The 20,997-nt window shown below is 59.6% G+C and carries 11 protein-coding genes and 1 riboswitch; of the genes, 2 read left to right on the top strand and 9 right to left on the bottom strand.

Going from position 1 to position 20,997, the window contains the following annotated elements:
• Positions 1-12 precede the first annotated feature (12 nt).
• Together alaS and ltaE are read right to left on the bottom strand one after the other, a co-directional pair.
• Positions 13-2,631, bottom strand: a complete 2,619-nt coding sequence (gene alaS, locus ICA15_RS15165) for an alanine--tRNA ligase (protein WP_210554080.1) — start codon at positions 2,629-2,631, stop codon at positions 13-15.
• A 146-nt stretch (positions 2,632-2,777) separates the two neighbouring features.
• Positions 2,778-3,782 (bottom strand): low-specificity L-threonine aldolase, encoded by a 1,005-nt coding sequence (ltaE, locus tag ICA15_RS15160; protein WP_210554081.1) that lies wholly within the window; start codon positions 3,780-3,782, stop codon positions 2,778-2,780.
• Between the two features lie 198 nt (positions 3,783-3,980).
• Positions 3,981-4,153, top strand: a riboswitch (FMN riboswitch).
• A gap of 119 nt (positions 4,154-4,272) precedes the next feature.
• Between ltaE and ICA15_RS15155 the strand changes: the two genes are divergently transcribed.
• On the top strand, positions 4,273-4,782 hold the full coding sequence (locus tag ICA15_RS15155; RefSeq protein ID WP_150616092.1) for a 6,7-dimethyl-8-ribityllumazine synthase: 510 nt from the start codon (positions 4,273-4,275) through the stop codon (positions 4,780-4,782).
• A 179-nt stretch (positions 4,783-4,961) separates the two neighbouring features.
• Here ICA15_RS15155 and astE read toward each other — a convergent pair whose 3' ends face one another.
• From astE to ICA15_RS15120, 7 genes are all read right to left on the bottom strand, one after another.
• Complete coding sequence (gene astE, locus ICA15_RS15150; RefSeq protein ID WP_210554082.1) at positions 4,962-5,972, bottom strand: succinylglutamate desuccinylase; 1,011 nt, start codon at positions 5,970-5,972, stop codon at positions 4,962-4,964.
• 12 nt (positions 5,973-5,984) lie between these two features.
• On the bottom strand, positions 5,985-6,275 hold the full coding sequence (locus tag ICA15_RS15145; RefSeq protein ID WP_150604280.1) for a topoisomerase II: 291 nt from the start codon (positions 6,273-6,275) through the stop codon (positions 5,985-5,987).
• A gap of 57 nt (positions 6,276-6,332) precedes the next feature.
• Entirely contained in the window at positions 6,333-7,679 is a 1,347-nt protein-coding gene (gene astB / locus ICA15_RS15140; RefSeq protein WP_150604281.1) for an N-succinylarginine dihydrolase, read from the bottom strand.
• A 163-nt stretch (positions 7,680-7,842) separates the two neighbouring features.
• Positions 7,843-9,312, bottom strand: coding sequence for a succinylglutamate-semialdehyde dehydrogenase (gene astD / locus ICA15_RS15135; protein ID WP_210554171.1), 1,470 nt, complete (start codon positions 9,310-9,312; stop codon positions 7,843-7,845).
• Positions 9,309-10,334 carry an arginine N-succinyltransferase gene (astA, locus tag ICA15_RS15130; RefSeq protein ID WP_042560544.1) on the bottom strand — a complete coding sequence of 342 codons (1,026 nt, stop codon included), beginning with the start codon at positions 10,332-10,334 and terminating at the stop codon, positions 9,309-9,311. The genes astD and astA overlap by 4 nt, the downstream gene beginning before the upstream one ends.
• A gap of 52 nt (positions 10,335-10,386) precedes the next feature.
• Positions 10,387-11,406 carry an arginine/ornithine succinyltransferase subunit alpha gene (gene aruF / locus ICA15_RS15125; RefSeq protein WP_042560545.1) on the bottom strand — a complete coding sequence of 340 codons (1,020 nt, stop codon included), beginning with the start codon at positions 11,404-11,406 and terminating at the stop codon, positions 10,387-10,389.
• Between the two features lie 286 nt (positions 11,407-11,692).
• On the bottom strand, positions 11,693-12,913 hold the full coding sequence (locus ICA15_RS15120; RefSeq protein ID WP_150604284.1) for an aspartate aminotransferase family protein: 1,221 nt from the start codon (positions 12,911-12,913) through the stop codon (positions 11,693-11,695).
• A 307-nt stretch (positions 12,914-13,220) separates the two neighbouring features.
• Here ICA15_RS15120 and ICA15_RS15115 point away from each other — a divergent pair, with 307 nt between their 5' ends.
• Positions 13,221-20,990, top strand: a complete 7,770-nt coding sequence (locus ICA15_RS15115; protein ID WP_210554083.1) for a dermonecrotic toxin domain-containing protein — start codon at positions 13,221-13,223, stop codon at positions 20,988-20,990.
• Positions 20,991-20,997: the final 7 nt, after the last annotated feature.

The raw sequence follows: 20,997 nt of genomic DNA, 5'->3' as shown, positions 1-20,997 counted from the left end.
CGACGGACTGTCTTATAAAGCTTGCTCGACGAATGGAACGGTCAGCGCCAGTGCGCCATCCAGCGCGCCGGCGTCGATACCGCCGCCCTGCGCCATGTCCGGACGACCACCGCCCTTCCCGCCCACTGCCGCAGCAGCCTGTTTCATCAAATCACCGGCTTTGAGTTGGCCAGTCAGGTCTTTGGTTACGCCTGCAACCAGAACGACCTTTTCCTCATGGACACTGCCGAGCAGGATCACTGCGCGGCCGAGTTTGTTTTTCAGCTGATCGACCAGCGCCAGCAGCGCCTTGGCGTCCTGACCGTCGAGACGCACGGCCAATACCTTCACGCCTTTGACATCCAGTGCCGAAGCCGACAGATCGTCGCCTGCAGCGCTGGCAGCCTTGGCCTGCAACTGCTCGAGTTGCTTCTCCAGCAGACGGTTGCGCTCCAGCACAGCCGACAGCTTGTCGATCAGGTTGTCACGGCTGCCCTTGACCAGGCTGGCCGCTTCCTTGAGTTGTTCTTCTGCAGCGTTCAAGTAGGCCAGTGCGGCTGCACCGGTAACTGCCTCGATACGACGCACGCCCGATGCCACACCGCCTTCGCTGATGATTTTCAGCAGGCCGATGTCGCCGGTACGGTTGGCGTGGATACCGCCACACAGCTCGACGGAGAAAGAGCCACCCATGCTCAGCACGCGCACGTTGTCGCCGTATTTCTCGCCGAACAGCGCCATCGCGCCTTTGTTCTTGGCAGTTTCGATGTCGGTTTCTTCGGTTTCAACCGCGGAGTTCTTGCGAATCTCGGCGTTGACGATGTCTTCCAGTGCTTTTATTTGCTCAGGCTTGATCGCTTCAAAGTGGCTGAAGTCGAAGCGCAGGCGCTGACTGTCGACCAACGAGCCCTTCTGTTGAACGTGTTCGCCCAGCACCTGACGCAATGCGGCGTGCAACAAGTGCGTCGCCGAGTGGTTCAGCGCAGTAGCGTGACGCACTTCGGCATCAACGTGGGTTTCAACCGGCGCGCCGATGGTCAGGCTGCCCGACGCCAACACGCCGTGGTGCAGGAACGCGCCGCCAGTCTTGGTGGTGTCGCGCACATCGAAACGTGCGTTGCCGGCCTGAAGGAAACCGCAGTCGCCGATCTGGCCACCGGATTCGGCGTAGAAAGGGGTCTGGTTGAGAACGATCACGCCCTCTTCGCCTTCACTCAGTACGTCGACCGATTGGCCTTCTTTATAGATGGCAACGATTTTGGCCGAACCGCTGGTCGCGGCGTAGCCGGTGAACTCGGTGGCCACATCAACCTTGACCAACGTGTTGTAATCCAGACCGAACGAGCTGGCCGAACGTGCGCGGACGCGCTGCGCTTCCATCTCACGCTCGAAACCGGCTTCGTCGACGGTCAGACTGCGCTCGCGGGCGATGTCCGCGGTCAGGTCCATCGGGAAACCGTAGGTGTCGTAGAGTTTGAAGACCACGTCGCCCGGCACCACGGTGCCTTTGAGTTCCAGCAGATCCTGTTCGAGAATCTTCAGGCCGTGCTCCAAAGTCTTGGAGAACTGCTCTTCTTCGGCCTTGAGCACGCGCTCTATATTGCTCTGCTGCTTCTTCAGTTCCGGGAACGCATCGCCCATCTCGGCAACCAGTGCCGCGACGATCTTGTAGAAGAAGCTGCCGGTGGCGCCCAGCTTGTTGCCGTGACGGCAGGCGCGACGGATGATCCGGCGCAGCACGTAGCCGCGACCTTCGTTGGATGGTGTTACGCCGTCGGCGATCAGGAAACCGCACGAACGGATGTGGTCGGACACAACCTTGAGCGAAGACTGATCGCCATTTTCGCAGCCGATCGCTTCAGCCGAAGCCTTGAGCAGGTTCTTGAACAGGTCAATGTCATAGTTGGAATTGACGTGCTGCATCACCGCACTGATCCGCTCCAGGCCCATGCCGGTATCGACCGACGGCGCTGGCAACGGATGCAACACGCCATCGGCGGTGCGGTTGAACTGCATGAACACGTTGTTCCAGATCTCGATGTAACGGTCGCCGTCTTCTTCCGGCGAGCCCGGTGGGCCGCCCCAGATGTGGTCGCCGTGATCGTAGAAAATCTCGGTGCATGGGCCGCACGGGCCGGTATCACCCATGGTCCAGAAGTTGTCGGACGCGTAAGGCGCGCCCTTGTTGTCGCCGATGCGGATCATGCGCTCGACCGGCACACCGATTTGCTGGGTCCAGATGTCATACGCTTCGTCGTCCGAGGCGTACACGGTGACCCAGAGTTTTTCCTTCGGCAGTTGCAGCACGCCGGTCAGGAAGGTCCACGCGTAAGTGATCGCGTCTTTCTTGAAATAGTCACCGAAGCTGAAGTTGCCGAGCATTTCGAAGAACGTGTGGTGACGAGCGGTATAACCGACGTTTTCCAGGTCGCTGTTCTTGCCACCGGCACGCACGCACTTCTGGCTGCTGGTTGCACGGGTGTACGCACGTTTTTCCTGGCCCAGGAAGCAGTCCTTGAACTGGTTCATCCCCGCGTTAGTGAACAGCAGGGTTGGGTCGTTGCCCGGAATCAAAGAGCTGGAGGCTACACGGGTGTGGCCTTGCTCTTCGAAGAAGCGAAGGAAGGCTTCACGGATTTCTGCGCTTTTCATTAGGTTCTTCCACGGAGGCTGCGGCCAAAGGCCTGTTCGAAACGTCAACAGACGAAGCGACGGCAAAGGGCCGCATTATATCGGCCCTGCGCGCGGGGTACAGCGTGTTTATACGATAGAAACGGTCAATTGGACGGGTAACGCTGTCACTTGCGCGAAAACTCGACGAATGCCGCGATAACTTGTTCGATTTGCGAGCGATTGACGTCCATGTGCGTGACCATGCGCAGACGTGCGGCGGCGCTCAATTTGATCCCGCGCTCGGCGGCAAACGCCTTGATGGCCTCGGCCTTGTCGCCTGCCTGCACATAAACCATGTTGGTCTGCACGGGTTCGACGCTGAAGCCGGCACCACGCAAGCCTTCGGCGAGAAATTGCGCGTTGGCGTGGTCATCGGCCAAACGCTCGACGTTGTGATCCAGCGCATACAGCCCCGCCGCCGCCAGCAATCCGGCCTGACGCATACCGCCGCCGACCATTTTGCGCAGGCGCCGAGCCTTGCCGATCAACGCGACCGAACCGCACAACACCGAACCCACCGGCGCGCCAAGGCCTTTGGACAGGCACACCGACACCGAGTCGAAGTGCTGGGTGATTTCCCGGGCATCAACGCCCAATTTGACCGCCGCGTTATACAAACGCGCGCCGTCCAGGTGCAGTTGCAGACCGTTGTCCTGGGTGAATTTGCGCGCGCGGACCAGATATTCCAGCGGCAACACTTTCCCTTGCATGGTGTTTTCCAGCGCCAGCAACCGGGTCCGGGCGAAGTGGAAGTCATCGGGTTTGATTGCCGCCGCGACCTGCGCAAAATCCAGCGAGCCGTCAGCCTGAACTTCCAGCGGCTGCGGCTGAATCGAACCGAGCACTGCCGCGCCACCGCCCTCGTACTTATAGGTGTGCGCCTGTTGGCCGACGATGTATTCGTCACCGCGCTCGCAATGCGCCATCAACCCCAGCAAGTTGCTCATGGTGCCCGTCGGCACAAACAACGCGGCAGCGAATCCCAGCCGTTTTGCCAGTTCCGCTTCCAGACGATTGACCGTCGGATCTTCGCCATAGACGTCGTCACCGGTGTCTGCCGCGGTCATCGCGTCGAGCATGGCGGGAGTCGGTTGGGTGACGGTGTCGCTGCGAAGATCGATAACACTCATGAACCTGGCCTCAAGTCAGCAGGGGAAATCCCTTTGCGAGGGTGAATTACTGCGGTCATCGCGGCGATTAATCAACCCTTGACGCAGGAAAACACCACACGAGCGTTCAAAAAACTCGATAACAATCATCAGATAGGCGCAATGCACGGAGACACAATCTGTGTTAAAAACGCTGCGTCGCCCAAAAAGGAGCGGCAAAAACGTTCTCAGGGCGGGGTGCAATTCCCCACCGGCGGTAATTGCGCGCAACGCGCATAGCCCGCGAGCGCTTGACGACGAACACGGCTTTGGCCGGTGATCGACGGCAAGGTCAGCAGACCCGGTGTGATCCCGGGGCCGACGGTCATAGTCCGGATGAAGAGAGAACGGGATTAACGCCAGAGGGCCGTCCGCGTGCATTCGTGCATTCGTGCATTCGTGCAAGCGTGCGTACCCTTGAATCCCTTTCGATTCATAACGCCCTGTTTTTCACACAAACAGGAGTCAGAACATGCAACCCACCGCTATCGACAGCAAAAGCAAACACCCTCACGGCGAGCGCGTCGCGTTCATCCAGGCCTGCTGGCACAAGGAAATCGTTGATCAGAGCCGTAAGGGCTTTGTCACCGAAATGCTTGCCCAGGGGTATCAGGAATCGGACATCGACTTCTTCGAAGTAGGCGGTGCCTTTGAAATGCCCCTGCACGCCAAACTGCTGGCCAAAACCGGTCGTTACGCCGGTATCGTTGCAGCAGCCTTGGTGGTGGACGGCGGGATCTACCGTCACGAGTTCGTCGCCCAGTCGGTCGTCAGCGGCCTGATGCAGGTTCAGCTGGAAACCGAAGTGCCAGTGTTCTCGGTATCACTCACCCCGCACCACTTCCATGCCGGCGAAGAACACCAGAAGTTCTTCTTCGAGCACTTTGTGCACAAGGGTCAGGAAGCGGCGAAGACGTGTGCGGATACGCTGCAAAAGGTTCGTGCGTTGCGCCGCAGTGAGCCGCGTGCGGTAGCGGTCTAAACCACTAATGATCGTTCCCATGCATCGCCCGGGAATGCCTCAATAGACATTCTGCGTACCGATTCGCGGGGAACGATCATCACCTGTAGGAGCTGCCGAAGGCTGCGATCTTTTGATCTTGTCTTTTAAGATCAAAAGATCGCAGCCTTCGGCAGCTCCTACAGGGGAATGTGGTGAATTCAGGCGAGGTTTTCGTCGGTGGTCGGGACGATCAGGATGCCCGCTCGCAAGCCGTTCTTGACCTTGGGATTGGGGAAGATGATCCGCGCGCCCGGCTCTTCGATGATCCAGCGGGTATTGGCCAGGTCTTCGGCCAGCACGTAACCCATTTCCAACTCTGAAAAGTTTTCGATGTCCGCCGGCAGGTTCAAGCGGAACGCATCGCTGTGCTTGATGATTTCCCGCGCCACGCTGAACAGCTGCAAACCGTCCAGCCCTTCTGCGGCAACCTCCGGCTCAGTCCCTTCGATGATCCGCTTCAGACGGGTTTCCAGCAACGACACGTTGACCCCGTCGTTTTGCCCGAACGGTCGCGCCTTGCCGAGTTCCAGCGTGAAGGCCTCGGCGCCGAGCTTGTCGTAGGTATACGAGCTGAACACGATCGACGGTTTGTTCTGCAACAGCACCGCTTCCATGCCGGCAGCGCGCAGCCGCGCCAGTTCCAGCCGCGAATGTTGGCGACCTTCCTTCCACGGATACAAGGCGAACTGCTCGATTTTCGAGCCACGAATCGCTGTGTGCAGGTCGTAGTGCAAACGCTGGCGATCCGGCTGGCTGAAGAACACCGCCGCCAATCGTTCCAGCTCACAGGCACGCAGCGCTTCGCTGCCACTGCTTTGTTCATGACGGCCGTTGAACAGCCGATTGACGTCCTGCTCGATAAAACGCTCGCCTTTGCGAATCGCCTCGGGGTTGCCGAACAGGAACAGAATGCGTGCGCGCGGCTTCAGATCACCGCGAGCGATGTCGTGCAGCAACCGATCAAGCAACTCGATCGGCGCTGTTTCGTTGCCATGGATGCCTGCCGACAGCAGCAGGTCCAGGCCATTGTCGCGAGCTTCGGGAGGCCGGACTTCCAGCGCGCCCTCGCTCAACCAGCGCATGCGCACGCCTTCGACAGTCAGTTGAGTCTTCTCCGCCGGTTCGCGGCCGGCGAGGGTCAGTTCAAGCAGTTTGCCGAGGGCGAGCATAGAGCGGTTTCCTTAGTGGTCGTGGTTGCAATCCGGGCCGTGCACGTGATCTTCGTCGTCGCCGACTTCGGCCGGTTCCATTTCCAGTTGCAGACTTACCAGATTAGTCGCCAATGGGCGCAACAGCAGGTTGGCGTACTCGGCATCACCTTCTTCGACGTCTACGCCGATCAACAGCTGGCCGCGGCCGTCCTGCTGGATCCACAGCTCTTTGCCTTGCCACAGGACCGCGACGCGGGTGCAGGAAGTTTCCAGTTGCGTGCCGTCGGTGTCTTCAAGGATCAGCTGCAGGGAATCGCTCATGTTTTTACTCTCTTGGGGAGACAAGCCGCGCGCCGCGGTCAGGCGACGCGCCGGCCATCAATTGATCTGGAATGGATAAACCGCGCCCAGTTTAAGGATTTGCGTCAGTTCATCCAGTGCCGTCCGGCATTCAAGCAGCAATTGCGGGTCCGCCAGATCGGTTTCGCTCAGGCGGTCGCGGTAGTGCTTTTCAACCCATGCGGTCAACGAACCGTACAACGGGGCCGTCATGATAACGCCTGGGTTGACCGCCGCCAGTTCGGTTTCGTTGAGCGCGACGCGCAGTCGCAGGCACGCCGGGCCACCGCCGTTCTGCATGCTCTGCTTGAGGTCGAACACCTTCACTTCGCGGATCAGGCCGCCGGAGCTGGTCAGGCCTTGCAGGTAGTTCCACACGCGCTCGTTGGCCTGGCACTCTTGCGGCACGATCAACAGCATCGAGCCATCAGGACGCGACAGCAGCTGACTGTTGAACAGGTACGAACGCACTGCGTCATCTACGGTGACCGCCGAACGCGGCACACAGATCGACTGGAAATTGCCGCCGACCCTGGCGAGTTTGCCTTGCAACTCGGCCAGCATCTGCTCGGTGTCGAGAAACGCGTCCTCGTGATAGAACAGCGCTTCGCCGTTACCCACGGCAATCACGTCGTTATGGAAAACGCCCTGATCGATCACGCTCGGATTCTGCTGCGCGTAAACCACGCCTTCGTCACGCAGACCGTGCAGACGCGCAACAGCTTGCGACGCTTCCAGAGTCTGGCGCGCCGGGTACTTCTGCGGCGCCGGATAGCGGTTGTCGAAGGCACTGCGACCGAACACGAAAAACTCGACACCTGCCTCACCGTATTCACGGCAGAAACGCGTGTGGTTGGCTGCGCCTTCGTCACCGAACTGCGCAACTGCCGGCAGCGCCGCGTGATGGGCGAAGTGCTGCTGATTGGCGAACATCGCGCCGAGTACGCGGCTGGTGGTCGGGTGCTCGATGCTGCGGTGATATTTGCAGTTTAGGTTGGCGGCGGTGAAATGCACACGACCGTCAGCGGTGTCGGCGCTCGGGCTGACGGTAGCGGCGTTGGCCACCCACATGCTCGATGCCGAGCAACTGGCAACCAGCAGCGGCATCGCTTCTTTGGCGGCACGCTCGATCACTTGAGCGTCGGTGCCGCTGAAACCCAGACGGCGCAGTGCGGCCACGTCCGGACGTTCCTGCGGTGCCAGTACGCCTTGCTGAAAGCCCATTTCCATCAGCGCTTTCATTTTCGCCAGACCTTGCAGCGCCGCTTCCTTCGGGTTCGAGGATTGCTGGCTGTTGCTCTGGGACGCGACGTTGCCGTAGGACAGACCGCCGTAGTTATGGGTCGGCCCCACTAGACCGTCAAAATTGACTTCATAGGATTTCATCAGCGAGGCTCCACGAGAATCTGTTGTTATAGGCTTCAGGTAACAATTCAGTCAGACCGCGTCGCGGCTATCGCGAGCAGGCTCACTCCTACAGGTTTAGCGGTGAACACAGATGTTGTGTGCGACACAATTCCTGTAGGAGTGAGCCTGCTCGCGATGGCCGTTACGCCATCTTCACGCCAGGCGTCAACGTGGCAGGCATCACCAGGCTCGGCGTTTCCAGCGACGCCACCGGGTACGCGCAATAATCCGCCGCGTAGTAGGCGCTGGCGCGATGGTTGCCAGAGGCACCCACACCGCCGAACGGTGCGCTGCTCGCAGCCCCCGTCAGTTGCTTGTTCCAGTTGACGATACCGGCGCGGCTTTCCAGCCAGAATTGCTGGTAGCGATCCTCAGAATCCGACAACAAACCGGCGGCCAAGCCATAAGCGGTGTCGTTGGCCTCGCTGATTGCCGCTGCGAAATCGGCGTAACGAATCACTTGCAGCAGCGGGCCGAACAGTTCTTCGTCCGGGCGCTCGGCGACCGCGGTCACATCAACAATGCCCGGCGTCAGCAGTGCGGCCTGCGCTTGCGGCTGAGTCATTGCCAGCAACGACACAGCACCGTTAGCCAGCAAATGTTCTTGAGCATCCATCAGCGCTTTCGCCGCGCCAAGGGATATCACCGAGCCCATGAACGGCGCTGGTTGCTGATCGAACGCACCGACTTCAATGGTCGCGCTCACTTCAACCAGACGCTTGAGCAGGCTGTCGCCCCACGCGCCTTGCGGCACCAGCAGACGTCGGGCGCAGGTGCAGCGCTGGCCGGCAGAAATGAACGCCGACTGAATGATCGTGTAAACCGCCGCATCCAGATCAGCAACCTGATCGACCACCAGTGGATTGTTGCCACCCATTTCCAGAGCAAGAATCTTGTCCGGACGACCGGCGAACTGCTGGTGCAGATGATTGCCGGTACGGCTCGAACCGGTGAAGAACAGACCGTCGATACCAGCATTCGCGGCCAGCGCGATGCCGGTTTCGCGAGCGCCTTGCAGCAGGTTCAACACGCCTGCGGGCAGACCGGCTTCGATCCAGCACTTGACCGTCAGCTCGGCGACTTTCGGCGTCAGCTCGCTTGGCTTGAACAGCACGCTGTTACCGGCCAGCAGCGCCGGCACAATGTGACCGTTCGGCAAGTGACCGGGGAAGTTGTAGGGGCCGAACACCGCCACCACGCCATGCGGCTTGTGGCGTAATACAGCGGTGGCGTCGCCCAATGGGCCGCTCTTCTCGCCTGTGCGTTCGCGGTAGCTCTGCACCGAGATCGCGATCTTGTTGACCATGCTGGTGACTTCGGTCGCGGCTTCCCACAACGGTTTGCCGGTTTCCTCACCGATGGTACGAGCCAGTTCGTCAGCGTGGTTTTTCAGCGCTGCGGCGAACGCTTCAAGAACGCTGATGCGCTCTTCCAGCGTACGACGCGCCCAATCCGGAAACGCCTGACGTGCAGCCTGCACCGCCGACTCAACCTGAGCGGCGGTAGCGCCCTCCCCCGACCACAGCACTTGCTGGGTCACCGGATTCAGCGATTGAAAGGCTTCGCCTTGGCCGGCCAGCCATTCACCTGCGATGTATAGCGAATTCATTATTTCGACTCCCGAGCAGCGGACAACGCCACGGCGCGAACCTGGTCGCCTGCGTTGAGTTGAAGACGTTTGGCAGTCTGCGAATCGACCACCAGCGTGCCGGCAGCCAGACGGGCCGGCGCGGCGGTGATGCGGCAATCTTCGCGTTTGCGGTTATGGATGATGAACGGCGTAGCGTCATCGCCCGGCGTACCAATGGCCAGCACCAACGCTTCGCTGTCACGCACCGCGCGGATCTTGCTGGTCTCGCATTCAATCCCCGGGCCGGCGTCGAAGATGTCGACATAACCCTGATAGCTGAAGCCTTCGCTCTTGAGCATCGCCAGCGCCGGTTCAGTGTCCGGGTGAACCTGACCGATCACACTGCGCGCGTCTTCCGACAGGAAGCAGGTGTACAGCGGGAATTTCGGCATCAGTTCAGCAATGAACGCCTTGTTGCCGACACCGGTAAGGTAATCGGCCTGGCTGAATTCCATCTTGAAGAAGTGACGCCCCAGGCTTTCCCAGAACGGCGAACGGCCGGCTTCATCGGACACGCCGCGCATCTCGGCAATGATCTTGTTGCCGAACAGTTCCGGGAACTCGGCAATGAACAGCATCCGCGCCTTGGACAGCATGCGACCGTTGAGACCGTTGCGGTAATCGGCGTGCAGGAACAGCGAGCACAGCTCGGAGTTGCCAGTCAGGTCGTTGGCCAGGAACAGCGTCGGAATCTCGCGATAGATGTTCAGCTCTTGCGAAGCGCTGACGGTCAGGCCGACACGGAAGTTGTACCAGGGCTCACGCAGACCGACCGCGCCGGCAATGGCAGAAATCCCCACCACGCGACCGTCATCGTCTTCGAGCACGAACAGGTAGTCCGCATCGCCACGGCCGGCTTCGCCGCGAAAGGTCTTCTCGGCCCAGCCAACCCGGTGGGTCAGGCGTTCTTCGTTGGCCGGCAACGTGGTCAGGCCGGTGCCGGTGCTGCGGGCCAGGTCGATCAGCGCGTCTAAATCGCTGCTGCGTACGGGACGAACAATCATGCTATCTCCTCAAACGGGCCGCCTTCGGCCACCCGTAAAACTCGCTAAGGCGTTAAACCGCCACCAGGCGCACGCTGGCACCTTCACCGACGCCCAGGGCTTCGGCCGCTTCCAGATCCAGGGTCACCGGTTTGCCCGGCGCGTAATCCAGCTCGAGCAACACGGCGCGGTAATCCTGCAACTGCGCGTTGGCCACCAGATACTGGCGCCCGGCACCTTTGACCGGCTCGCCGATCTTCACTGGCACGACGCGGCTCTGGGCGATCGAACGGATCCCCGAAACGCGCGCATGCAGGGTCGGGCCACCGTCGAAAATATCGATGTAGTGATCGGTCTCGAAGCCTTCGCGCATCAGGATGTCGAAGGTGATCTGCGCACGCGGGTGCACCTGCCCCATCGCCTCTTGGGCGGAATCCGGCAGCAGCGGCACGTAGATCGGGTAATGCGGCATCAGCTCGGCGAGGAACGTACGGCTCTTCAGGCCACACAGGCGTTCAGCCGCAGCGTAGTTGAGGTCGAAGAAGTTGCGACCGATGGCATCCCAGAACGGCGAGTCGCCATTCTCGTCGCTGTAACCGACGATCTCGGTCACCACCGAATCAGCAAAACGCTCCGGGTGGCTGGCGACGAACAGCAGACGGCCACGGGAGTTGAGCTCGGACCACGGCGACCCCACCAGCTCGCGCTGCACATAGAAACTGGTCAGCAAACTGTTGCCGGTCAGGTCGTGGCACTGCGAGAGCACGTGGATCTTGTTGTGGATCTTCAGCTCGCGGGAGGCGTGGACGAAGGTCTCGTTGCGGAAGCTGTAGAACGGTTCCGAGTAACCGGCCGAAGCAACGATGGCCGAGCAACCGACCAGTTTGCCGGTAGCGGTGTCTTCGAGGACGAAGAAGTAACTCTCTTCACCGTTGAAGCTCACTTCGGCAGAGAACGAGGCTTCGCTCGCAGCGATCTTGTCGCTCAGACGTTCCACGTCATCCGGCAAGGAAGTGACACCAATCGGGCTGTCCGCGGCCAGACGCTGTACCTCGCCCAGATCAGCCATTTGCGCGGGGCGCATCACCAGCATGGTGTCACTCCTTTCTCTTATAAATTTACAGAAGATGAAAATCCCGGGCCACTTCCCAGGGGATACAGGGGGAAAGCTGTTTGTGGCGAGGGGATTTATCCCCGTTGGGTGGCGCAGCCGCCCTAAATCCAGTCACCTCGCACGCAATTGTGCGGTTACGGATCCAGGGGCGCTGCGCACCCCAACGGGGATAAATCCCCTCGCCACAGGGGCTCACTCCCAAATCAATCTGGCCCGAAACAAAAATTGGGTTCGACGCCTAAATGCTCAGGCGCCGAAGGGTCTATCAGGCTTGCGTCAGTTTTGCTGCAGCACGTTCGAAGCGGTCGAGACCGGCATCGATATCGGCGTCTTCAACCACCAGGCTCGGGGCGAAACGGATCACGTCCGGGCCGGCTTGCAGAATCATCAGGCCTTCTTGTTCAGCGGCGTTGAAGATGTCCTTGGCCTTGCCTTTCCAGGCATCGCTCAGCACGCAACCGATCAACAGACCGAGGCCACGCACCTGAGTGAACAGGCCGTACTTCTCGCCGATCTGCTCCAGGCGTGCCTTGAACTTGTCGTGCTTGGCATTCACACCGCTCAACACCTCAGGGGTGTTGATCACGTCGATCACCGCTTCTGCCACCGCGCACGCCAGCGGGTTGCCGCCGTATGTGGTGCCGTGGGTGCCGACGACCAGATGTTTGGCCAGCGCTTCGGTGGTGAGCATGGCTGCGATCGGGAAACCACCGCCCAGGCTCTTGGCGCTGGTCAGGATGTCCGGAGTCACGCCGTAATGCTGGTAGGCGAACAGCTTGCCGCTGCGGCCCATGCCGGTTTGCACTTCGTCGAACACCAGCAGCGCGTTATTCGCGTCGCACAGTTCACGGGCGCCTTGCAGGTAAGCCAGCTCGGCCGGCAGCACGCCGCCCTCGCCCTGAATCGGTTCCAGCACAACCGCGCAGGTCTTGTCGGAAACGGCGGCTTTCAGCGCAGCCAGATCGTTGTAAGGAACGTGGGTGATACCGGTGATTTTCGGGCCGAAACCGTCGGAGTACTTCGACTGGCCACCGACGTTAACGGTGAACAGGGTACGGCCGTGGAAGCTGTTCAGCGCGGCAATGATTTCGTATTTCTCGCTGCCAAAACGGTCGAATGCAACACGACGGGCCAGCTTGAACGCGGCCTCGTTGGCTTCAGCGCCGGAGTTGCAGAAGAACACGCGCTCGGCGAACGTGGCGTCGATCAGCTTGTGCGCCAGGCGCAGGGCTGGTTCGTTGGTGAACACGTTGGAAACGTGCCACAGCTTGTTCGCTTGCTCGGTCAAGGCACCGACCAGCGCCGGATGCGCATGGCCCAATACGTTGACGGCGATACCGCCGGCGAAGTCGATCAGCTCGCGGCCGGCCTGGTCCCAGACACGGGAACCGGCGCCACGCACCGGAATGAAAGCGGCAGGCGCGTAGTTGGGAACCATAACCTGGTCGAAATCGGCGCGTTGTACCGCAGCGTGCTCAACGGACATCGGAGTCTCCTGATGAGGGCCACCCGCCGGAAACTGGCGAGCGATGGGGGGATTGTAAGGACAGTTATCGGCCCGGCCTTGCCGCCAGGCGACAACTTCTTATAGCGCCAACCCCGGATTTTTCCGGGTTTACGGCAATGCGACAAATAACGTCGCAAAGGCGCAGTTTAAACTGCCTCCGCCGATTTGCGGCAGGCCCGGGAGGATATCAATTCAACCCGCTGCCACAGATATATATATGTACCGCACCGCCATCGCATGATTCTGATTTGCTGGGGCCTTTCCAGACGCCAAGGAATGGCCCCCCATGCACCCAGTCACAGAACGGCGAACCGCGCATCCTCTCGAATCGCCCCAACGCGAACACCCCGATAACCATTATCTGCCGCTCAAAGCCGCCATCCCCGATTGGCTCGGCAATGCGTCTGCCGCCAAGCGCGAGGCATTCGGGCGCCAGGCCCCCTTCCTGCCGCCCAAACTGCAAACGGCCACGGACGACAAGCATCGGGCCCTCATGACCTTGAACGCTGCGCACTGGACCGCGCAAAACGATGTCGAGAAACGCCTGGAGCAGCTGCAGGATGCCAGCGCCTTCGCCGAACCGTTGCTGGGGGCAGCGCTGAAAGAGAAATTCGACCTGGAACTGAACCTCAGGACAACTTTCGTGCGGCTTTACATTCCCGCGAAAACTCCATGGTTTGCGATCAAGACCGGTGCCCGCGCCTGGACGGTCTCGTTACTTGAGGCGGCGTTGCACAACTTCGAGGAAGCGGAAACCGAAGACACCGCCTATGACCCCGAGTCGACCTTCATCACCCAACCCGATGCCAGAGGACAGTTCGATACCTTGCCGTCGCTTAACGCCAAGCTGAGCATCGCGGCGTTTACCAAGCTGTGCCGGGAGCTGGATATAGGCGCCAAATACCAGACCTATCTGCGCGAGAGTTTCGGTAACACCAATCCCGTCGGCGCCGCAGTGCTGCGACTGAAAATCGACCAGAGCCAGAAAGCCGCGATGAAAGCCGCCCTGCAATGGGCGCGAATGAGCGGTGACATCAGCGAGGACTACTTCCTCGAGATCGGCGGCCTGCTCGAAGAAACGCCGGACACACAACCTGATCGGCAAGGACTGAAATGCTACGACATGACGATGCTGGAAATGCCCCTGACCGGCATTGTCGTTTTTGCTCCCGACCTGCTGGAATCACGGACGTCGGCACGACTGGTCGCCTATGTGCCGGATGACACCGAGCACCCGATCAAGGAGTATGCCTCGACCATAGAGATGCTCATCGAGCTCACCCGTCAACTGCGTTCCCGTGATTATCAAAAATTCTTCAGCCGGTTCGTCAACCTTGAGCAGCACGGTATTTTTTTCGCCACGCTTAACAGTCGACTGAGCGAGGTAAAGTGGCACGAACCGGTGGCCGGCAGCAGTGAACCACCATGGCGAGATTCCCCACGCGAACGGCCCAAACTGCAACTGTCCGTTACGCCGATCAACGCACCACTGTGGCAACACCTCTACCAGAGCAAGCTGAACAAGATCCTCAATGATGCCGCGGCCATCGCCGTGCCGACCGCCTTGGTCGACCAGAAAGCACGCTGGGCGTTCTGGGATTCGGTCGTCAATATTGTCTCGACGATCCTGCAGACCGTCGCGTTCATCGTCGCGCCGTTTGTACCCGGCCTGGGCGAGCTGATGATGGCCTACATGGCGTATCAAATGCTCGACGAAGTGTTCGAGGGCATCCTTGCCTGGGCGCAAGGGCGAACCACCGAAGCGTTCACCTACCTGATGGGCACACTCGAGTCACTGATTCAGCTGGGCACATTTGCCATCGGCGGGGCGATTGGCGCAGCCGAGTTTCGCAACATCCTGCCCAAGGAAATCGTCGAATTCATCGACCGCTTCAAGCCTGTCGAAATGCCCAGCGGCAAGACCAAATACTGGGAACCGGACCTGACCCGGTACGAGCACACAGCCTCGCCCGCCGCAAATTCCGCACCGAATGAACTGGGCTTGCACGCACACGAGGGCCGTCACCTGCTGCCCCTTGATGACACGCATTTTGCAGTCAGCGAAACAGCTGATGCCGGTGAATACCGGATTGCCCATCCTACCCGGCCTGAAGCCTATCAACCCAAGGTGCGCCACAACGGCGAAGGTGCCTGGCACAGCGAAATCGAACAGCCGCTGGAGTGGGACAGGCCGACAGCCCTGCGGCGGATCGGCCATTCGGTCGAATCATTTTCTGCGGCGCAGCGTGAAACAATCCTGCAGGTCAGCGGCCTCGACGAAGAAGTCCTGCGCACCATGCACGTCGATCAGGAAACGATCCCCCCGCTGCTATCGGACAGCATCCAGCGCTTCAAGATTGATCAGGACCTGCAACGCTTCGCCGATGATTTACACAGCGAGTTGCCCGAGGCGTATTTGCGCGCTGATCCTGTTCTGCAGCTGCAACTGTTGACCGAACATGGACGTTGGCCGAAGGGCCAGCGCTTACGCCTGCTCGACCCCGAAGGCGAACTCGTCTGGCAGTCGTCCAGCGATGAGAGCCTGCCGCTGACAACCATTCGCCAAGACAGCCTCAAGGACGGCGACCTGCTCAAGACCCTGCTCTCCGTCCTCGACGAACAGCAAGTCAAGGATTTGCTCGGCGAGTCGTTCGCCAGCCCGACACTGGCGCTGGATGTGCGCAGCCAGAAGCTTAGAAATCAGCTGGCACAGATCGCAAAACAGCAGCGAACTTCAATCTTCGAATCCCGCTACGACGCCCTTCAGCGCAATGACGATCCGCTGGCGAACCTGCTCGCACAACACGATTCGGGCTTACCCGCCAGCGTCACCCGCGAACTGCTCGACACCGCGACCGGAGACGAGCTTGTGCAAATCAGCGAGGGTCAGTTGCCCCCGCGCCAACAGGCGCTCATGCAACTGGCCAATCAAGAGCTGCGTGTCACCCGCGCCTTTGAAGGGCTGGAACTGGACTCGGTGAACAATCCGGATGCTGACACCTTGGCGCTGCACAGTCTCAAACGAGTTCCCGGCTGGAGTGGCGACGTGCGGCTGGAGATTCGTGACGGGCATTACAAAGGACGATTGCTCGACAGCACAGGAAACGGGGATGCGTCCTTTCAGAAGGTTCTGGTGCGGCAAACCGATGGGACGTACCAGCCTTTCGACGATCAAGGTCAGGAGTTGCACTCGGCCACTGATTTTTATTCGAGCATTCTGTACGCCCTGCCCGACAGCGAGCGGCAAAACCTGAACATTCAGATTGGCCAGGGCGACAGGCTCAAAGCGACAATCCGCGAGCGACCGATGGAACGAAGCGAGCTGCGTCTGGCGATTTTCCCGGAGCCGATCCCGGAACCGCCCCTGGACACGTTGCGCCTTTTGGGGCGTGACGGTCAGCGTGGAGCCGTGGGCGTTTTAGGGGATTATCCGTCTTATGAGCCGACTGGCATCGCGGCTGATGTGGCAAGGGTGCGGGCAATATATCCGGCCTTTAGCGCCGAAGAAGCGCAGGCACTCGCAGCCCGGTTCCAGCATGAACCGGCAGGCCTGAGCAACGAACTGGCGCGTTTGCGAGCGCAATTCACTCAACTCAGGGATAGCTTGCGACTCTGGAGAGACGCATTGTTGAATGAGATTCCGGCTACCGATCCACCGCTGACATACATCCAGCAGCGAGCCCTGCTGCAGAACCGCGCCCTGTTCAAAAAAGCCGTCGAGCGTTGCTGGCGCCGGGAAGGAAGCGCCGGCGGCAACATGTTGCAGATTACAGAACCGCTGATCGGCGAACTGCCCACACTGGATGCCGACTTCAGCCATGTCACCCTGCTTTCCTTCCAAGGCAGCCCTGGCACTCTCGGCGTTGACCGATTTTTGCAGAGTTTCCCCTCCCTGCGATCCCTGGACTTGCATGACCTGAACATGCCCCAACTGCCACAATCCTTGAGTGCCATGCCACAGCTACAACATCTGACGTTGCGCAATTGCGGCATAAGCCTCTCCGGTGCAGACGCCCCCCGCTTCCCCGCCATGTCACACCTTGCGGTGCTCGACCTGCAAGGCAACCCATTGGGCATAGCACCTGACATTCAGGATCTGCCTTCATTGCACTTCCTTAACCTCGACAACACCGACATCAGCGCAGCGCCGTCCGGTCTTGTCAGCCATCCGAGTCTTTTTGCCGGTAAATTTGACGGCAACCAGATCACGGAAATCCCCCTGGAACTGCTGTCCTCATCCGACCCGGTCACCGGGGAATTCAGCTTTGCCGGCAACCCGCTCTCGGCCGTTAGCCGGGAGGCAGTGAAGACCGTCTATAACCGGACACGGCAAAACTTCGGGGTGATGATCGAGCAAGCTGACCTCCAGCGCATGACGGAGCTCTTTCCCGCTCTGACCGAAGATCAAGCCAACCATCTGCTCTATGAATTACCAGGATCCCTGGCTGAGGGGCGAACCCGACTGAGCGAATGGCAAGCCGAAGTCACAGTGCTGCGCGGCGAGCTCGCGCAATGGAAAAACCGGATTCCCGAGCGCTCCCCCGGCAGCGACCGCACGTTGAGTTTCAACGAGCAGGTAAGCGAACTGCTGGCGAGGGAGGAGTTTGCCGAAAAAATGGAAAGCCTCTGGCGCAGCCGATTGCCTGGCAATTTCAACGCCAGAAACAATCATCTGGTGGCAACCCTTGAGTTCATGGGGGACATGCCGGTGCTCAGCGCGGACTTCGGTCATGTCACCCGCCTAACGCTCAACGGCAACAAAAACATCACGGCGATCTCACCATTCCTGCAGCGGTTCCCCAATCTGAGAATTCTTGAACTGCGCTCCTTCGATCTGGAACCGAGTGACCTGCCCAGCCTCGACCTGTCAGGCCTCACCACGCTAGAGCTGAAAAATTGCGACCTCGTACTGACGCCTGAAAATGAGGCGGCACTGCTCACCATGAGCCAGATCGAGGTGCTCGATTTGAGTGGCAATCCCATAGGTTACCTGTTCGATCTGAAACTGCTGCCCACTCTCAAGACTCTGGATTTGTCCTCGACCTACATCAGCCAGGTGCCGCCAGGATTTCTCGACCTTCCAGAACTGCACAAGGCGACGCTGCGCGACAACTTGATCACTGAGCTGCCAGAGGCGATGTTCGAGTTACCACAGGGCCGTACTCGCGGGTTCGACTTCGCCGCAAACCCACTGTCCATCGAATCGCGCAACCGGATAAAAACCTACGTCCGCGAGACCAGTCACGACTTTGAAGTACCGGCGGATCCATTCGACATAGAACTGGCCAGGCAACTGTTTCCAGCACTCGATGAGCAAGGCGCGAGCGATATGATTTACGGCCTGCCCGGTACCTTGGCGCAGGGCCGAAATCAGTTACGGCACTGGAGAGCAGAGCGCGAGACCCTGAGGTCGGAGCTCTCTGCGTGGACCACCCAGAGCTCGGCGACTCACCCGGTGACTGGCGTACAGCGCACACCCCTCGAGCTCTACGATGACTACCGGGCACGATCGGAATTTCGCGAGCAGGTGCTGCGATTATGGGAAAGCCGATCGGACACCGGCATGCGCAACGATATCTTCGAAGCGAATCTGGGTTTCTCAGGTGACATGCCAAATCTGACGGCCGACTTCAGTCACGTGCTTACGCTTGATTTCACCGGCAACGCGACCATCAAAGACCTCGGCGAATTCCTTGACCTGTTCCCTCATGCACAAATTTTGAAGATGCGCGATTTCGCACTGGGTCGCGTGCCTGACAGCCTCTCACGATTGCCGGAACTCAAAGAGTTGACTTTGAACAACTGCGGCGTGGCAATGACAGCCGGCAGTCAGAGCGTGCTTGAATCCTTTGGCGAACTTCAACTGCTTGACCTGCGCTTCAACTCGCTGGGCACGGCGCCCGATCTGGAAACGCTGCCGTATCTGAACGACGTTCGCTTATCCGACACCGGGATTTCCAGCGTGCCAAACGGCGTCGCTGATCATCCCAATCTGCGCACCCTCAAGCTTGATGGCAACCAGATTGTCGATGTGCCTGATACTTTCCTTGAGGCTTACTTTGATATTGGCAAGGGCACCGATCTCTCACGCAATCCGTTGTCGGCGGCCAGTCGCCAGCGAATCAAGGACAACTACCGCGACGCCAACCATTTCAACGTGCTGCCCGAGGCGGCAGACATCGCCAAAGCCCAGGAAATGTTTCGGGCGCTGAGCACCGAAGGTGCCGTCCACATGATCTACTCACTGCCCGGCACTCTCGAGGCTGGCCGCGCGCAGTTGCTGCACTGGGAAGCGGAACTGGCAACCCTGAAGCGAGACCTGCGCTTGTGGACCGGGAACGTACCGAGGCGCAATCCGTCCACCGGGAGTTTGTACAGTACTCAGGCAAGAGATCTACAACGGGCACTCAGAAAGGATCTGGGCACAAAACTGAAACGCCTATGGCGCAGCCGATTTGTCGACCCGACCGACCTGCCGCCCGACCTATTGGAAACGCGACTCGACTTTGTCGGCGACCTGCCGAGCTTGACGGCTGATTTCAGTCACATCACCCAACTGAAACTGCTGGGCAATCCCTCGCTCAAGATGTCCGATGGATTTCTGCGCAGCTTCAGTGGACTGAACAGATTGAAGCTGCATAACTTTGCCTTGGGGCGAATACCTCAGGCCTTAAGGCGTATGCCCACGCTCGTATCGCTAAAGCTGCGCAACTGCGGCATCACTTTCGATGCCGATGGGCAGGCTGCGCTGTCTTCACTGTCGCGACTCAGGACTTTGGTTCTGCACAACAATCCATTGGTCGATGTGCCAGACGTCTCGGCGCTGACGGAAATGATGTTCCTGGATCTCTCCAAAACCTTGATCGACCGAATACCACCGGGACTCACCAGCCTGCCCAATCTGGAGGAAGCATTGCTCAATGAGAACAACATCAGCGAACTGCCCGATGAACTGTTCAACTTCCCCGAAGACGTCGGCTGGAGTATCGACTTGCATGACAACCCGGTCTCTGCGGCTACGCGGGAGCGGATCAAAACCTGCTACCAAACCAATGGCTACGCATTCAACGTGCCGGTCGAAGCCATGGACAGGGAACTGGCCCTTACGCTTTACCCAAGGTTGACCGACGGCCAAATCAGCGGGCTCGTCTACAGCCTGCCCGGCACGCTGGCCGATGGCCGTATCGAACTGATGCGTCGCAACACTGAACTCGCCACCCTGACTCAAGAGCTTGAGTCCTGGGCCAACGAGACACCGCTGGATCCGTCCAGCCACAGTCCACTGACGGGGGACGCCCTGCAACAGGAACAAGTCAACCGACAGTCGCTCAAGCAAAACCTGGAAAACTGCTGGCGCCGTATCGCGGAGCAGGGGCAGGACGAATTTGACTTCACGTTAGAGGTGCCTTTGACGAGTGATCTGCCCACACCGACGGCAGACTTTGCGCATGTACGCACCATCATCATGGCGAACGGCTCTGGGGTGCCGTCGCGCATCGGCCAGTTCCTGAATCTCTTTCCTGACGCGGAAAAACTGGCAATTCAGGGTTATCAACTCAACGACATTCCAGCCGCCGTACTGTCCATGGAAAAACTGACAGCACTGAGCCTTCGGGACTGCAATATCACACTGACCCCGGCCAGCGTCGAGGCGCTGGCCACGAAAAGCAATCTCAACGCGCTGATTCTAAGAAACAACCCGCTTGGCCTCACTCCCGATGTTGGCAGGCTGGAGAAGTTGTACTGGCTGGATCTGAGCAACACGGGCATCAGCGAGTTGCCACCAACACTCCCCGTGCAGCGGCTGGAGTACGTCAACTTCTCCAACAATGCCATTGTCGAGATACCCGAAAACTTCTGGAACGCCAGCACCACCGAGTTCGAATTCAGCGGCAACCCGCTATCTGCGCAAAGTGCGCAACGCGTGGAAAGTTATCGACTCAGAAGAAGTGTCGCACTGGCAGAGCATGCTCCGCCGCCATCCGAATCGTCATCCGCCTCCGCGGAAACGGATGGGTCGACGATGTCGATCGACTCCTCGCAGCCCTCGGCATGATTGAGGC

Source organism: Pseudomonas sp. P116 (genome assembly GCF_020149425.1).
GTDB classification, from domain to species: domain Bacteria; phylum Pseudomonadota; class Gammaproteobacteria; order Pseudomonadales; family Pseudomonadaceae; genus Aquipseudomonas; species Aquipseudomonas anatoliensis.
Note: the sequence above shows the minus strand (reverse complement) of the source record. Positions and strands in the feature narration are given on the sequence as shown.

Excerpts from the sequence above, each read along its gene's own strand:
- alaS (WP_210554080.1), bottom strand. The coding sequence starts at position 2,631 with ATGAAAAGCGCAGAAATCCGTGAAGCCTTCCTTCGCTTCTTCGAAGAG.
- ltaE (WP_210554081.1), bottom strand. The coding sequence starts at position 3,782 with ATGAGTGTTATCGATCTTCGCAGCGACACCGTCACCCAACCGACTCCC.
- ICA15_RS15155 (WP_150616092.1), top strand. The coding sequence starts at position 4,273 with ATGCAACCCACCGCTATCGACAGCAAAAGCAAACACCCTCACGGCGAG.
- astE (WP_210554082.1), bottom strand. The coding sequence starts at position 5,972 with ATGCTCGCCCTCGGCAAACTGCTTGAACTGACCCTCGCCGGCCGCGAA.
- ICA15_RS15145 (WP_150604280.1), bottom strand. The coding sequence starts at position 6,275 with ATGAGCGATTCCCTGCAGCTGATCCTTGAAGACACCGACGGCACGCAA.
- astB (WP_150604281.1), bottom strand. The coding sequence starts at position 7,679 with ATGAAATCCTATGAAGTCAATTTTGACGGTCTAGTGGGGCCGACCCAT.
- astA (WP_042560544.1), bottom strand. The coding sequence starts at position 10,334 with ATGATTGTTCGTCCCGTACGCAGCAGCGATTTAGACGCGCTGATCGAC.
- aruF (WP_042560545.1), bottom strand. The coding sequence starts at position 11,406 with ATGCTGGTGATGCGCCCCGCGCAAATGGCTGATCTGGGCGAGGTACAG.
- ICA15_RS15120 (WP_150604284.1), bottom strand. The coding sequence starts at position 12,913 with ATGTCCGTTGAGCACGCTGCGGTACAACGCGCCGATTTCGACCAGGTT.
- ICA15_RS15115 (WP_210554083.1), top strand. The coding sequence starts at position 13,221 with ATGCACCCAGTCACAGAACGGCGAACCGCGCATCCTCTCGAATCGCCC.